This is a genomic window from Dyadobacter koreensis (assembly GCF_900108855.1).
Lineage (GTDB): Bacteria > Bacteroidota > Bacteroidia > Cytophagales > Spirosomataceae > Dyadobacter > Dyadobacter koreensis.
Genome location: NZ_FNXY01000009.1, coordinates 70435 through 86504 on the forward strand (window position 1 = coordinate 70435; position 16070 = coordinate 86504).

Genomic DNA, 16070 nt, shown 5'->3' on the forward strand with positions numbered 1-16070 from the left:
CGATCCAAGCACATTAAAATTGTTTGATGTTAACCTCTTCTGCACCGCTGTCTCTCAGTGCACGGGAAATCTCATCTTCACTCATTGAATTTCTACCCAAGTTGATTGCCATTACAAATTTATTGTCCGTTGCGCGAACGTCAAATCTTTCATGGAAATGTGTACCGGGCCCTAGTCCATTCGAGATAAAAAACGTGATAACCATACCAAATGCTGTGAAAAGTACGGTTAACTCAAATGTAATAGGAATATAGTTTGGCAGAGAAATTGAATCTTTACCACCTACAATCATTGGCCAGTCAATACCCATAGTCCAGATCATAAGGGTTAAAGCCACGCAACATCCGGTAACACCGAACATAAATGCAGCAATCCCGATTCTTGTACGAGGGTGGCCTAAAGCATCATCCAATCCATGGATAGGGAATGGTGAATACACTTCCTGTATTTTAACCCCAGCCTTTCTCAATTTTGGTACTGCATGTAATACAGTATCGTCATCGTCGTAGACTCCAACTAAATATTTACCAGATAATTCTGCCATATTTATACTATTATTAAATATTGTTCTTTCGCCCGAAGCGATTTTTTACTTATTCGATATCCTTGTTAAATAGCGGTGAAGCAGCTTCACGTTGTCTGACTTTCGCAACTCCGGCAATTTTCTTAGGAAGTTGAGCGGAAGTTGATCTGATTACAGCTTTAACTTCGGCCATATTCACAACTGGTAAATATTTAGAGAAAAGCAGGAACAGTGTAAAGAACAAACCGAATGAGAAAATGTAATCACCAATATCATAACGAGTAGGGGAGAACATTGTCCAGCTGGAAGGTACGTAGTCACGGTGAAGAGACGTAACAATAATTACGAAACGCTCGAACCACATACCGATGTTTACAATAACAGAGATAAAGAATGTAAAAGTAATGCTGCGACGTAATTTGCGAGACCAGAACAACTGTGGAGAGATTACGTTACAAGTCATCATCGCCCAGTACGCCCACCAGTAAGGTCCGGTAGCACGGTTGATAAATGCATATGCTTCATACTCTACTCCGGAGTACCATGCAATAAAGAACTCAGTGATATAAGCAACCCCAACAACCGAACCGGTAAGCGTGATTACCTTATTCATTGTTTCAATATGTTCAAGCGTGATATAATCTTCCAGCTTGTAAACTACACGAGTGATCAACATAAGGTTTTGCACCATGGCAAATCCAGAGAAAATCGCACCAGCTACGAAATACGGAGGAAAGATTGTTGTATGCCATCCAGGAATTACCGAGGTAGCAAAGTCCATACTTACAATTGTATGCACTGAAAGTACAAGCGGTGTTGATAAACCAGCAAGGATTAAGCTGATGTACTCATAACGAGACCATGTTTTAGCTGATCCATCCCATCCCATTGCGAAAGTTCCATACATGAAACGAGAAACTTTGCTGGTTGCACGGTCACGAATTGTAGCTAAATCAGGAATTAAACCGATATACCAGAAAACAAGTGATACTGAGAAGTAAGTACTGATCGCAAAAACGTCCCATACAAGAGGAGAGTTGAAGTTTACCCAAAGAGAACCGAATGCGTTAGGTAATGGTAGCGCCCAATATGCCATCCATGGACGACCCATGTGCATCAAAATGAACGATGCGGCACAAATTACAGCAAAAATTGTCATCGCTTCCGCTGCACGGTTAATGGATGTTCTCCATTTCTGACGGAAAAGTAAAAGAATAGCAGAGATCAATGTACCAGCGTGACCAATACCTACCCACCATACAAAGTTGGTGATATCCCAGGCCCAACCTACTGTCTTATTTAATCCCCACACGCCCAGACCTTCCCACCAGGTCCATGCCAGACAACACGTTCCATAAGCCAGAACAAGGAGAGAAATCCCAAAAGCAATTTTCCATTCCTTTGTAGGCTTTCCTTCGACATGTCGGCAAATATCTTCCGTTACGTCTGCATACGTTTTCCCGCCTTGAATAAGGGGCTCTCTTACGGGTGAAGTAACATGCATACTACTGTAATTTATAATGATTTAATCTTCAAACAAATACAAAACTATCAACTACTCAGGCGTGCTCTTTATGTTCTTTCTTAGCTTCCGCCATCGGTGCTGCATCCTTATTTCTAACCTTCGTAAGATATGACACTTGCGGACGAACGTTAATTTCTTCCAACATATGGAATGCACGACCTTCTCTTTCTACTGCAAGAAGTTTAGATATTTTACTTTCCGGATCGTTCATGTCACCGAAAGTAATTGCGTTAGTAGGGCAAGATGATCCACAGGCAACTGTAACATCACCATCTACCACGCGTCTTCTTTCCTTTTTAGCAGTAAGCTTGGCTTCCTGGATCAAATGTACACACATTGAGCATTTTTCAATAACTCCACGTGAACGTACTGTAACCTCTGGGTTGATAACCATCTTACCCAGGTCATTATTGAAATGATAATCAAAGTTATCATTGTCAAAATATTTGAACCAGTTGAAACGACGAACTTTATAAGGACAGTTATTTGCACAATAACGAGTTCCCACACAACGGTTATAAGCCATCTGGTTTAAACCTTCTGAGCTGTGGGTCGTAGCCAATACCGGACATACCGTTTCGCAAGGTGCATTATTGCAGTGCTGACACATCATAGGCTGGAACGTTACTTCCGGATTTTCCGAAGCAACTTCCATTGCTGTGTAATCTCCAACTTCTGCATCACTTGTATAATAACGGTCAATTCGTAACCAGTGCATTTCGCGACTGTTGATTACTTCTTGACGTCCTACAACCGGAATATTATTCTCTGCCTGGCAGCTGATCACACAAGATCCACAACCAAAACAAGTATTCAAATCAACTACAAGGCCCCATGAGTGGTTCTTGTACTGGTGTCCGTTCCAAAGAGAAAGATCTGTTGCATCTACTGGTCCTTCCGAAGTTTCAATTTTTGGAATGAAACGACCGGCCAATGGATCTTTCTGGAAATGAGACAAAACTGTTTCCTGCAAAACAGACTTACGACCCATTACGGTGTTGTGTGTCTGTGTTTGAGCAATTTCGCGCGTTTCTCCTGTTTTTGTAACAGTAACTTCACCTGGAGCGAAAGATAGGAAGCCACCAGCAAAAGCTGCCAATGGATAAACATTCTTACCAACACCATTCGCAGATTTACCCGCTTTATCACGACCGTAGCCGATAGCAACTGCAACCGTTCCATTTGCCTGACCTGGCTGGACGATAACTGGTAAATCAATTGATTTTCCTTTGAAATCGACCTTAACAACATCTCCCTGCTCAACACCTAAATCTTTGGCTGTTTTTTGGGAGATACTTGCGTGGTTATCCCAACAAGCTTTCGTTACCGGCTCAGGGAATTCTTGTAACCATGGGTTATTTGCAGCAGCACCATTACCGATACCTACGTTTTCAAAGATTGAAAGTTCGATACCTGTTGAAGTTGCTTTATATTTTTTAGCCAAAGCAGATGCAGCTTCATCCACATTACCTGTAAAGGTGGCACCTGCGGCGACAGACGGAGCAGCTTTCGCGTAAACACCATCATGAAGTGACTGTATCCAGAATTTCTCGAAGTCTCCCTGCGTGAAAATATTCTTTCTCCAGTATGCTTTAATATATTCGTGGAAATCAGAAGGTTGTCCAGCCCATTTCAACAAACTGGCTTGCGCCTGACGCGTGCTGAAAATTAAGCTGATGGTAGGCTGAGTAAGGCTGTAGAAACCTGCTTTTGGCTCTGCATCGTTCCATGACTCAAGATAATGAGGTGCAGGAGCAATATATTTTACCAAAGCGCCTGTCTCATCCGCACGGTCATTAAACGAAACGCTCAATGCGACCTTTGGAAGAGCGGCTGCCAATTCAGCACCACTTGGGTGATCATAAACCGGGTTAGCAGAATAGAAGATAACAGCATCAACCTTTCCACCTTTTACTTCCTCAACAAATTCATTCATAGCGACGTCATTTCCCTGACGGAAATAAACAGGCGTATCAAGATTAATTGTAGAAGAATAACTTCCTAGCAAATTGTTAAGTGCGTTAACAACAACCTGAACGGCAGGATCGTTGATTCCGGAAACCACTAATGCATTGCCTTTTGCTGCAATAAGATCAGACGCAGCTTTATCTAAATTTGGTGCGTCAAAAGCAGGTGTAGCGATTGCCTTACCGCCTAATTTTGCAGCAACTTTATTGTATAATGAAGAAACTACCAATCCTAGTTGCGAAGGTTTCACAGCAGAACGGTAATCGGAGTTAGAGCCAGTCAATGAAAGAACTGATTCAAACTGATAGTGACGAGACATGTCCTTTTTACCATCCTTCGCGCTGCTGACCATACGCGTTTCCGCATATTGACGAGAATAAGTATCAGGAGCGATCCATGTACCAAGGAAATCTGCGTCGATACCCACGATCACTTTCGCTTTGCTGAAATCATAAGATGGTAATACTGCTTTACCGAATGAAAGCTCATTTCCCTTTACAATTGCAGAAGAAGAATTCGCATCGTAAACGATGTGACGTGTTGTTGGATATTTTGTAGTAAAGTCAGCAATTACAGCTTTGGTAGAAGGGCTTAGTATTGTTGAAGAAACAATACGAATAGCTCCACCTTTTGCAGCGATCTGCGAAAGTTGACTTGTTATATCTTTGTCAATTGCTTCCCAGGTAACTTTTGTATCATCACCTTTCTTAGGACCTCTTAATTTTTCGTTATCATAAAGACCTAATAACGATGCATGTACACGTGCACTTACACCGCAAGAATCTTTCGCTAAACTATTTCCTTCAATTTTAACAGGACGGCCTTCACGCGTTTTAACTAAAATACTCGCGTAATCTCCACCTTCCGAGTAAGTAGAAGCGTACCAGTTAGCAATCGTTGGAAACTCTCCCTCAGGCTTGTTAACGTAAGGAATTGCTTTTTTAACAGGAGTTTCGCAAGCAGCCAAAGAAACCGCCGCCATACCAAACCCTAAAACTTTCAAGAAATCGCGACGATGCGTACCCGCTCCGTCTACCAAACTTTCATATTGATTCTCTGTTGGTGCATCAGAAAACTCTGAACCTGCGTTTTTAATGAATTTTTCGTCATTACGCAACTCTTCAAGCCCTCTCCAATATCTTTTATTAGTATTTTCCATAAAACTGTTAATACAATGAGTTGTATTCTAGTATCTATTTGCAGTGATTAATAGTGGCACTTCGAACATTCAAGACCACCGATATCAGCTACTTTTAAAGCTTCTTTACTATCTGATGCGTGTAACTGTACCAGCTTGTCATAATACTTGTTATCCTTAGTATTGACATCTGTCTTACGGTGACAATCGATACACCAACCCATTGTTAATGAAGAACGCTGCTGGATCACTTCCATTTTAGCGATGTCTCCGTGGCAATTTTCACACTCCAATCCCGCAACGTTAACGTGCTGTGAGTGATTGAAATAAGCAAGATCAGGAAGGTTATGTACACGTACCCATTCAATAGGAGTGTTATTTTCTATTGATGTGTATATTTTTTGAATTTCAGGCGATTCCTTTTTGATGACACCGTGACAGTTCATACAGATATTCGCAGAAGGGATATGTGCAGATTTACCTCTGTTTACACCCGTGTGGCAATAATTACAGTCAATTTTATATTCCCCTGCATGCAGCTTGTGTGAAAACGAAATTGGCTGTTTCGGAGCGTAACCCTGCTGAACACCAACACTGTAAGCACCATCAAGTGTAGCCTTAACTACAAGAAGTACAAAGATCCAAAGCGTAGCAGAGCGAATGGCTGGATCTCCGGCCACTCTTTTTAGAGATGCACCGAAACGTGTCATGAAGTCACCTTTGCTTGCGTCAGCAGCTTCACCACTTACGGCTTTTGAAAGGATTGTTACAATTACAAGCAAAACGCCTAGTACTAAGAGCATTACAACAACCAAGGCAACAAGGACAATCATAAAAAGATCAGATGGACCACTTGTTTGCGCAGCGCCGGCAGCAGGAGCGGCACCGGCAGCACCAGCTGCGGCAGGAGCCGGAGCAGCAGAAGCCTGGTCAACATAAGCGAAAATGCCTTTGATGTCATCTTCCGAAAGATTCGGGAAAGCTGTCATCTGCGCTTTGTTGTACTCATTATAGATTTTCACAGCGTATGGATCACCAGATGCAATCATAGCTTGTGAATTGTGTACCCATTTCGTAATCCATTCAATACTGTTACGAGTTGTTGCACCTTTCAAACCAGGACCTACAACTTTCTCGTCAGTTACTGCATGGCACTGAGCGCAGTTATTTTTAAACAACGCTTCTCCTTTTGCAGCATCACCTCCGCCAGCAGCAGCGGCAGGCGCAGCACCGGCAGCAGCCGTACTATCCTGAGCCCAGGCCAGGCTACAGGTGCTTAAAAGAATAGCTACAAAAATAGCCAGAAACGATTTTGAGCGGGGAAAGAAGGAACAAAACTTAGAGTCTTCTCGGAATGGTATATTCATAATCAACTATTCATTATACTTCAACAGACAAATCTAGTGCACGATTTTTTATCCACAAAAGTATTTAAGGGATATTTTGGATACCATACTTATTTATAATTCTTCTAATTTGATAATTCCCGCCAAATTCACGTGAGTAATTGATACTCTCTGTATGTCAGGCTCTTAACAAAAAAATACCATTTGAATAAAAGCTAAAAAAAAGCTTTTTCAAATGGTATTTTCTCAAGATATTTCTGACGAGGTTCCGAGCGGATTCGAACCGCTGTAAAAGGTTTTGCAGACCTCTGCCTAGCCACTCGGCCACGGAACCATATCGGGTTAGCAGTAGAGATTACCCGCTAACTGCTAACCCGGGTGCAAAAGTATTAAAAAAATTGACTACTCTTCAGTTTCGTCGTCTTTTTTCGCTACTTTTTTTCCTTTTCTTTCAGTTTCTTCAAATTGCTCCTTCAAAGCCGAAAGAACACTTAGGTCACCAAAGGTAGATTTCTCTCCTTCTTTGGCAGCGCTATCTGTGTTTGAAGCTGTATTTTTCGACTGACTTGCAGCAGGTTTAGCAGCTTTTTCTTCTTTCTTTTCCTCAGCAGCAGGAGTTGCCGATGGCTTCACTTTTGAGTGAGTAAGAACGATTTTCTTTTCGTCTTTCAAGAACTCAAGAACAGTGAAGTCTAAGCTTTCTCCAACTTCGGCAACTGAACCATCTTCTTTCGTAAGGTTTTTCACCGCAGCGATTCCTTCGATACCGTATGGCAATTCCAAAGTTGCGAATTTGTCTCCTTTTGCTACGATTGTAGAACGGTGAACAGATCCAACAGCGAAGATTGTTTCAAAAGTATCCCATGGATTTTCTTCAAGTTGTTTGTGACCTAGTGCCAAACGACGATTTTCAGCGTCAAGCTCAAGAACAACAACTTCAAGTTCGTCATTCACTTTCACGAAATCCGAAGGATGTTTGATTTTTTTAGTCCAAGATAAGTCAGAAACGTGAACCAGTCCGTCAATACCTTCTTCAAGTTCGATAAACAAACCGAAGTTAGTAAGGTTACGTACCACACCTTTATGACGAGTACCAATTGCATACTTATCTTTCAGTGAACCCTGAGTCCAAGGATCTTCAGTAAGTTGTTTGATACCAAGAGACATTTTGCGTTCCTGACGGTCAAGTGTCAATACAACTGCGTTGATCTCGTCGTTTACGTTCATAAACTCCTGAGGATTGCGCAGGTGCTGAGACCATGACATTTCAGATACGTGGATCAAACCTTCAACACCTGGTTTGATTTCAAGGAAAGCGCCGTAATCAGCAACATTAACGATACGTCCTGTTACTTTTGATCCAACCTGGATATCTTCTGACAATGAATCCCATGGGTGAGACTGAAGTTGTTTCAAGCCAAGAGAGATACGTTTTTTCTCTTCGTCAAAATCAAGAACCACAACGTTAAGCTTCTGGTCAAGTGCCAAAAGATCTGACGGGTGGTTGATACGACCCCAAGAAATATCTGTAATGTGCAATAAACCGTCAACACCACCAAGATCGATGAACACACCGAAGTTAGTCATGTTCTTAATAACACCTTCAAGAACCTGTCCTTTTTCAAGGTTATTAAGAATTTGCTGACGTTGTGCTTCAAGATCTTTTTCGATCAGGATTTTATGAGAAACTACAACGTTGTCGTTTGCGTAATTAATCTTAACAACTTTCACTTCCATACGTTTTCCAACAAAAATGTCGAAATCGCGGATTGGTTTCACGTCAATTTGTGAACCTGGCAAGAAAGCTTCGATACCAAATATATCTACAATAAGACCACCTTTGGTTCTTCTCTTTACGTTAGCATCGATTACTACATCCTCGTCAAACGATTTCTGGATGTTATCCCATGCAGTAATTACTTTTGCTTTCTTACGTGAAAGAACAAGCTGACCTTGTGCGTCTTCCTGGTTTTCTACATAAACTTCCACTTCGTCACCGATCTTTAAAGATGGCAAGTCACGGAATTCATTTGATGAAACGATACCATCAGATTTGAAACCGATGTTTAGAATCACCTCGCGGTCTGTAATACCTACAACCACACCTTTTACAACTTCTTTTTCCTGAACAGGAGAAATCGTTGTTTCGTACATTTCTTCAAAACGAGTACGGTCAGCAGCTGAATAGCCTGTACCGAATCCTTTGTCTTCTGCTTTTTCCCAATCGAAATCAGGCAATACTTGTGTTTGTTTTTCCTTAGACATAAATAGGAATTAAAGCTCTTGCTTACATCAACTGGCGAGCCACACAGTCGAAAATTAGTTTAACTGGAAATTTTAAAAATAGGACGCAAAGGTAGGGATTTTCTAAATAAAAATCCATATCTCTAGGATTTGATTTAGAAAAAATTTATAACATGCCAATTCTGGCAAAGTAGGGGAGTTTCAATCAGTTAGCTGCTCTTTCTTTCGAGCCTAAATATGGGAGCCATTCAGCATCTGTGAATCCTGAGAAGTCGCGGATAAACATAAGGAACGACGGGCGGAATGGGCGTTGTCTTAAATGCATTCCCGCTTCTTCAGGCGTATAATCACCCTTTTTCGAATTGCAGCGCTTGCAGGCTGTAGCTAAATTATCCCAGGTTGTTTTTCCTCCTCTCGATTTGGGCATGACGTGATCCAGCGTGAGGTGGTCGTGCGTTCCGCAATACTGACATCGGTTTCCGTCCCTCTTGAAGATATTATGGCGTGTCATAACGACGCCGCGGTAAGGCAGGTGAATGTAACGATTGAGACGAATAACGATAGGCATTGGATATTCATCCCGCACAGTTCTGAGAAAATGAGTCGGCGACTCAGCCAGCAACTCAGCTTTGTTTAAATAAACTAAGAGAAATGCTTTTGGCACTGTGCAAACACTAAGCGCGCTGTAATCTTGATTAAGAACCAGAACTTTACCCATGAGTCTTTACGGCAATTAATTCCCACAATATAGGAAATTTACCTAAAAAAACGTTTCGTAAAATTCAATTATTGTTAAAAAAGACTTTGCGGTAGCGCCTGAGATTTAAGTATATAAAAATTTTATACCCGAGACATCATATACCAAACTCTCGTTCTGATCTTAGCCTAATAATCCGAGCGATCATTTTCACGTTTTAAATCTTTTTCTTTGATACTGTCACGTTTATCGTAGAGCTTTTTACCTTTCGCCAACGCAATGTGTAATTTGGCGAAACCGCGATCTGTTGTGAAAAGACGTACCGGAACAATTGTTAATCCCTGGTCTTTTAAATTCTCGCTTAGCTTTCTCATCTCCCGCTTGGTAAGTAATAGTTTTCGGTCACGTAATGGATCATGGTTCCAGTGCGTTCCCTCGGTATATACGGAAATGTGCATGCTGCGAACAAATAATTCACCATCCATAAAAAGGCAGTATGCATCGGTCAGGTTGACTTTCCCCTGGCGTATCGATTTTATCTCAGTTCCTGTTAAGGATAAACCTGCTGTAAACTCTTCAAGAAAAAAATATTCGAACGACGCACGTCTATTTCGGATATCGACTTTTTTTACTAATTTCTCTGACATATTATAATACTAACACAAAAAGGTCTGTAAAATTAGGGTTTTGCTAAAACTATACCAACAAATGAGAAAAAGCATCTGCCGGCACGTTTTAATATCCGCGCTTTTACCGTTCCTTTTAATAACTATTCCGAATTTTGCCTATTCTCAGTCCGAAGATGCTTTGATAAGAGCTGCGGTTGATAAATTATTTAATGGAATGAGATCAGGCGATTCCTCAATGGTAAGAAGTGTCTTTATGCCGCAAGCAACATTGACATCAGTTTCTAAAAATGAAAAAGATTCCGTCGTGATACATATCAGCAAAGCCGACGCTTTCGTAGCAGCAGTTGGGAAGCCGCATACAGAAAAGTGGGACGAAAGGATTTCAGACGTAAAAATTTCCGCAGATGATCCGATGGCTATTGTCTGGGCTCCGTATAAGTTCTTCCGTGGCGAAACATTTTCTCATTGTGGCGTGAATGTTTTCACAATGGTTAAAGGTAAAAGTGGCTGGAAGATTAATGCAATCACTGATACAAGGAGAAAAACGAACTGTCCTTAATCCGGAAATTTTTAATTCTGTTTTTGCAAGACTTCGATTTTAATCTCTGAAATGTAATTTTCAAAAACTAAAACCACTGTTTCGCGAACGGACGATACGCTTGGCAGTGGCTTTAGTGACTAAAAAAATTCTCGGTTTATTTCAGCATCGTTAATAGACTGCTTAATTTGTCCTTTAAATCTTTGCGATCTACAATAAAGTCGAGGAAGCCGTGCTCCAATACAAATTCAGCACTCTGGAATCCTTTCGGAAGATCCTTACCAATCGTTTCACGTATGACGCGCGGACCGGCAAACCCGATCAATGCTTCGGGTTCTGAAATATTAAAATCGCCCAACATTGCATAAGATGCCGTAACGCCACCTGTGGTTGGATCTGTCAACAAAGAAATATAAGGAATCCCGGCCTCGGATAATAACGCAAGTCTTGCAGAAGTTTTTGCCATTTGCATCAAGGAAAATCCTGCTTCCATCATACGGGCACCTCCAGACTTGGAGATCATCAAAAATGGCTGTTTGTGTTTCAGAGAATAATTAATCGCACGGGCTATTTTTTCTCCTACCACTGAACCCATCGATCCGCCGATGAAATTAAAATCCATACAGGCAATGACAATTTTTACGTCGTTCATTTTTCCGTGTCCCGTACGAACTGCATCTTTCAAACCCGTTTTTAATTGAGTTGCTCTGATACGATCCGGGTATGCTTTTGTATCAACAAAATTGAGAGGATCACCGGAAGTCAGATCGGCGTCCAGTTCTGTAAATTTATTTTGGTCGAATAGTAATTCAAAATAAACATCAGAGCCCACCTTTTCATGATAGTTGCAATGAGGACAAGTGTAAGCGTTTAATTTATGCTCTCTTGTAGCAGTAATTTTCTTACAACTTGGACATTGATACCACAACCCATCTGGAGCTTCACGTTTCATTTCGGTGGGAGTATTGATACCTTTTTCTTTCCGAATAAACCAGGACATATTATTTAGTGGGTTAATATCTTTGATTATAGTCTGTATAACAAACCTTTTAGATGTAATTCATGATGAAATTAGGGGTCAAATATACTAATAAATGTTTGGTATCATCAAAGAGTGACGGAGTTTGCATTCCTACTATTTAATTTTAACCTCGGTTTAACAAATTGGGCATGAATTAAATTTATTTTAACTTGTAGCCTCATTCGCTCAAACAAGAATTCAAGATGGGTTAAAATCTCTGGATTTCGATTCGTCCTTTAAGATATGACAACAACTTCTTCTATTGTGATAATCGTTGGTACCAACAGACCAAACTCTATGTCACGACGCGTCGCAGAATATTACCAAAGGCTTCTTAATCAATATAATACAGCAAGCACCATTCTTGATCTGGTTGATTTACCTCATGATTTCACCTTTACTGCACTTTATGGAAACAGCGGAAAAAATGATGAATTCAACACATTAAGAAGTCAGATTGATGGGGCAGAAAAATTCATTTTCATAACTCCTGAGTACAACGGCTCTTATCCAGGTGTATTAAAAGCATTTATTGATGGTCTTCCTTATCCCAATAGTTTTACGAATAAAAAGGCAGCACTGGTAGGTTTATCTTCTAACATGCAGGGGGCAATAACCGCTTTAAGCCATTTAAACGACATTTTCAGTTATCTTGGAATGAATACGTTGGCACTTCGCGTGAAGCTCGCGCAAATTCAGGCGCACTTCGTAGACAATGAAATAACCAATCCGCTGTATAAGGAATTATTGGAAATACAGGCAGAACAGATTATTCGTTTTTAAAAGAAAAAGGAGCCTTATCAGCTCCTTTTTCTTTTTATTTTAACCAATGCTGTTCCATTTCGTTTGCCGGAATAGTCGGTCTTTTCCATAGTTCAATATGACTGCGGCGGTAAGCCGGCCCTTCCAGATCGCCCCATTTGACAAGGCCACTCTGAAATGATTTCACCATAGCTTCAATCTTAGCTGTCTCTTCATTTGACCAATCATTATTTTCGCCAAGCTCCACATAAGAAACATGAGTAAAAGATGATGTGTTGTCAATAGCAAGCACATTTGGATCAACCATGAAATCGATCGAGCCTGTTGCCGTATTTTCTTCCAGTTCCTGAGTTAATATCAACTCAGGTTGAACGTGTTCCGGAATTTCAGGAACCTCAGGAACAACTTCGTGAGGGTTTGTTTTTCCATTAAATCCATTTTTCAATGCAATTCCCGGGATTGGTGATTCGATGCTGTCAAAACCGGCAGCGACAATAGTAACACGTAATTTATCACTTAGCGAATCATCTGTGATCGTACCAAGCTTGAACATTCTCGCTTCGCCACCAACCTGGGAAAGTACATATTTCCAGATTTCACGCTGCTCTTTCATCGTAGCCTCTCTCTTTTTGCTCGTTGCCAGCGTCACAAGGATACGTTTCGCACCTCTGATATCGCGATCGTTCAAAAGAGGAGAGTCCAGTGCTTCTTTAATGGCTACCTGAGCACGGTCAAGACCAGTTGCCTCAGCAGTTCCCATCACAGATTGTCCTGCATTTTTAAGAACCTTTTCAACGTCTTTAAAGTCAGTGTTGATATTCCCGTTCGTCGTGATGATTTCAGAAATACTTTTTACTGCATTAAGAAGAATTCCATCAGCCTCGGCAAACGCCTGGGTCAATGTCATATCTTCATAGAGTTCTTCAAGTTTATCATTCAGTACGACCAGTACGGTATCACTGAATTCTTTCAATTGTTCGATACCTTCAAGTGCCTGCTCTTTTTTATCAAGACCTTCCCAGGTATATGGAGCTGTAACTACTGCCACAGTCAGTTTTCCCATTTCCTTGGCAAGCTGTGCAATAACAGGTGCTGCTCCGGTTCCCGTTCCACCGCCCATACCGGCTGTGATGAAAACCATCTGTGTAGACCCTCCCAGCAAAGCTTTGATCTCTTCAATTGTTTCAAGAGCCGCTTCTTTTCCTTTTGTTGCATCTGTACCAGCTCCCAAACCTTGGGTCAATGTAGCACCAAGCTGAATTTTTACAGGAACCGGACTATTGGCCAATGCCTGCCTGTCTGTGTTACAAACCGCAAATTCTACATCTTTGATTTTCTTTTCAAACATGTAGTTGACGGCATTACTTCCTCCTCCTCCAACACCTATCACTTTGATGATAGCTGGTTCGGTCATGGGGTCCTTTACGATTTCGTTCACTATGTAGTCCTGGTCTAAAGAGTGCAACAAATTTTTATTCATAGTCCGGGGTGGTTGATATAAGTGCAATTCTTCCAAATAATTTCAATAATCTCCTATGCTGTCGTCTTTTCTGCCAATGATACGATCCCAAAACGAGCCATCATCCTTGGGTAATCTTTTCACTTCTTTTGGTTTAGTGGGTGTTTCTCTTAACGGGGCACTTTGATGTACAGGAGGTTTACATATTGATTTTACGCGTGGATCTATTGACTTAATACCAGCCCAGGCTAATCCTATCGCAGTTGAATACGAAGTATTGCTAACAGCATCAGCTTTTGCAGTATGCGCCAGACGTTCAGGTAATCCGACCCGAACAGGCATATTGGTCACTTTTTCAAATAATATTTCTATCTCAGGAATATTGGCCGTTCCGCCAGTCAGAACGAGGCCGCCAATCAGATGTTCTTCATATCCGGACTTAATAATTTCGGCATATACCATAGCCGCAATTTCTTTCAACCGTTCTTCGATAATCAGCGCAACATTTTTCTTTAAAACTTGCTTTGGCGCACGTCCTGCAAGGAAGTTAACCAAAATTTCAATATTAAGCGGTACATCGGCAGAAATTGCCACGCCGTGTTCCTTTTTCAACTTTTCAGCATTTGGCAATTGAATGCCGCATCCCGTCTTCAGGTCAGCGGTGATTAGCCTTCCAGCGACTGGGAAAGACGCAATGTGCCTGATAATTCCTTCCGAATATATCACAAGATCCGTGGTGTGGTCGCCAATATCGACCATAGCGATACCGGCTTTCATTTCACCTTCATCCAGCACAGCCAGGCTGGTTGCGAGCGGTGCGTAAATCATCTTGTCGCATTTCAGATGCGGGTCAGCTTCGACAAGGCTTTTTCTTGTACGCTGAATCGACTGATTATTTGCAGAAACAATCAGGAAATTTCCTCCAAGCTTAATTCCGGTTCTTCCAACAGGCTGACGAACACCCATGGAGTTATCCACAACAAATTCCATAGGCAAAACGTGAAGCACATCATAATTTGCTTCTGTCTTCGCCCGGTACATATCGTCAACTAACTGATCTACATCTTTTTGTGTAACTTCATCACCTGCCGAAGATGTTGGTCGTATACTTCCGTCACTCTGAGGTGTAACCCTTACATGACTTCCGCTAAAACTTACATTTACAATACCAATATCCAGATCAGAACGCGATGAAGCCTCTGCCAGTGCTTCACGTAAAGCAGTTCCAACCTGCATTATATTTTCCACCGAACCATTTATTACGGCTCCTTCAGGCACAAGAACCTCACTAAATCCCAAAATCTCAATATTGTCAAAACGAGATCCCGTTGCTTTGCCCTGTGCTGCGATTACGGTAATTTTCGTGCTTCCAATATCTACTCCTACTACAATATTATCCTGTGCCATGTTGATGGTGAATTATTATTCACAAACTATTTGATCTTGAAACTTAACACTAATTTTCGAATATCTGCTCCAGTCTTTGCTAAGCACTTTGTCATAAAAAATACGCAGCTTATCAAATTTTGGCACAAAATCCTCCGGCATTCCCAGCTCGATACGCTGGTCACCCAGCAAAGTCATTAACTGTACTTCGCCGTCTTTATCGACGAACATTTCAGCAATCTGGGCTTTCCAGAATTCATCCGTATTTAAAAAACGGATCAAATCCATCAGCATCAACCCTTTTTTACTTTTCAATTGTTTTGAATTTATAAAAAAAGGCCCTGAAACTAACAATGTCCGTGCTGAATAACTATCAGACAACGGAAAAAAAACGCCTTCGTCGTTAATATAGTATCCAGATGTATTTCGCCACTCTCCGTTCTGCGATGTGTTGATCCATCTCGCAAGTGGTTTCTCCTGCTCAACTTCTACGACAACATTGCCTTTCAGGTCACGAAAAACCTGACATTTTTTTACAAGTTTATTTTTCCTGACCCTGTTTTCAAGGTCGGAAAGATGAACATCCCGTAATCTGCTTCCCAATAATGGATCACTTCCGTTCTCCGTAAGCAGCATCTGAATATCTGTTTTATCCAGAAAATGCATCCCGGAATCACCGTCAATAGAGATGATTATATTGTTACATCGCTGATTACCAAGGCGGCTTTCGGCCATACCAATGCCAATAATAGGCAGTATGAGCCACAAGCTACGTTTAAACAAATGCCAAGAATAGTCAAATTTACGTAACATCTTAGTAATTTTAAAAGCGCT

The 16070-nt window shown here is 41.2% G+C and carries 13 protein-coding genes and 1 tRNA gene; 2 read left to right on the forward strand and 12 right to left on the reverse strand.

The window, feature by feature from the left end:
- Positions 1-13: 13 nt before the first annotated feature.
- The 8 genes from BMY70_RS25505 to smpB all read right to left on the reverse strand — a co-directional run bounded on the left by BMY70_RS25505 (position 14) and on the right by smpB (position 10088).
- Positions 14-544 carry a DUF3341 domain-containing protein gene (locus tag BMY70_RS25505; RefSeq protein ID WP_090340019.1) on the reverse strand — a complete coding sequence of 177 codons (531 nt, stop codon included), beginning with the start codon at positions 542-544 and terminating at the stop codon, positions 14-16.
- A 49-nt stretch (positions 545-593) separates the two neighbouring features.
- The gene (gene nrfD / locus BMY70_RS25510; RefSeq protein WP_090340024.1) at positions 594-2027 is read right to left on the reverse strand and encodes an NrfD/PsrC family molybdoenzyme membrane anchor subunit; all 1434 of its coding nucleotides are present in this window, start codon (positions 2025-2027) and stop codon (positions 594-596) included.
- A 55-nt stretch (positions 2028-2082) separates the two neighbouring features.
- A complete protein-coding gene (locus tag BMY70_RS25515) occupies positions 2083-5175 on the reverse strand; it encodes a TAT-variant-translocated molybdopterin oxidoreductase (protein ID WP_090340029.1) in 3093 nt (1030 codons plus the stop codon).
- Between the two features lie 47 nt (positions 5176-5222).
- Positions 5223-6521 carry a c-type cytochrome gene (locus tag BMY70_RS25520; protein ID WP_090340033.1) on the reverse strand — a complete coding sequence of 433 codons (1299 nt, stop codon included), beginning with the start codon at positions 6519-6521 and terminating at the stop codon, positions 5223-5225.
- Between the two features lie 242 nt (positions 6522-6763).
- A tRNA-Cys gene (locus BMY70_RS25525) sits at positions 6764-6834 on the reverse strand.
- Between the two features lie 68 nt (positions 6835-6902).
- Positions 6903-8765, reverse strand: coding sequence for a 30S ribosomal protein S1 (gene rpsA / locus BMY70_RS25530; protein WP_090340039.1), 1863 nt, complete (start codon positions 8763-8765; stop codon positions 6903-6905).
- Positions 8766-8949: 184 nt separating this feature from the next.
- The gene (locus tag BMY70_RS25535) at positions 8950-9462 is read right to left on the reverse strand and encodes an HNH endonuclease (protein WP_090340045.1); all 513 of its coding nucleotides are present in this window, start codon (positions 9460-9462) and stop codon (positions 8950-8952) included.
- A gap of 167 nt (positions 9463-9629) precedes the next feature.
- Positions 9630-10088: an SsrA-binding protein SmpB gene (smpB, locus tag BMY70_RS25540; RefSeq protein WP_090340053.1), complete on the reverse strand. Its 459-nt coding sequence runs from the start codon at positions 10086-10088 to the stop codon at positions 9630-9632.
- Between the two features lie 61 nt (positions 10089-10149).
- On the opposite strand from smpB, the gene BMY70_RS25545 reads away from it, so the two are divergent.
- Positions 10150-10629: a nuclear transport factor 2 family protein gene (locus BMY70_RS25545; protein WP_090340056.1), complete on the forward strand. Its 480-nt coding sequence runs from the start codon at positions 10150-10152 to the stop codon at positions 10627-10629.
- Between the two features lie 136 nt (positions 10630-10765).
- On the opposite strand, the gene accD is transcribed toward BMY70_RS25545, so the two are convergent.
- Positions 10766-11608, reverse strand: coding sequence for an acetyl-CoA carboxylase, carboxyltransferase subunit beta (gene accD / locus BMY70_RS25550; RefSeq protein WP_090340061.1), 843 nt, complete (start codon positions 11606-11608; stop codon positions 10766-10768).
- A 264-nt stretch (positions 11609-11872) separates the two neighbouring features.
- Between accD and BMY70_RS25555 the strand changes: the two genes are divergently transcribed.
- Positions 11873-12412: an NADPH-dependent FMN reductase gene (locus BMY70_RS25555; protein WP_090340065.1), complete on the forward strand. Its 540-nt coding sequence runs from the start codon at positions 11873-11875 to the stop codon at positions 12410-12412.
- Between the two features lie 34 nt (positions 12413-12446).
- Here BMY70_RS25555 and ftsZ read toward each other — a convergent pair whose 3' ends face one another.
- The 3 genes from ftsZ to BMY70_RS25570 are packed head-to-tail and all read right to left on the reverse strand — an operon-like array spanning position 12447 to position 16049.
- Positions 12447-13871 (reverse strand): cell division protein FtsZ, encoded by a 1425-nt coding sequence (gene ftsZ, locus BMY70_RS25560; protein ID WP_090340068.1) that lies wholly within the window; start codon positions 13869-13871, stop codon positions 12447-12449.
- Positions 13872-13913: 42 nt separating this feature from the next.
- Positions 13914-15257 (reverse strand): cell division protein FtsA, encoded by a 1344-nt coding sequence (gene ftsA / locus BMY70_RS25565; protein ID WP_090340073.1) that lies wholly within the window; start codon positions 15255-15257, stop codon positions 13914-13916.
- A 15-nt stretch (positions 15258-15272) separates the two neighbouring features.
- On the reverse strand, positions 15273-16049 hold the full coding sequence (locus BMY70_RS25570; RefSeq protein ID WP_090340079.1) for a cell division protein FtsQ/DivIB: 777 nt from the start codon (positions 16047-16049) through the stop codon (positions 15273-15275).
- Between the last annotated feature and the right edge of the window lie 21 nt (positions 16050-16070).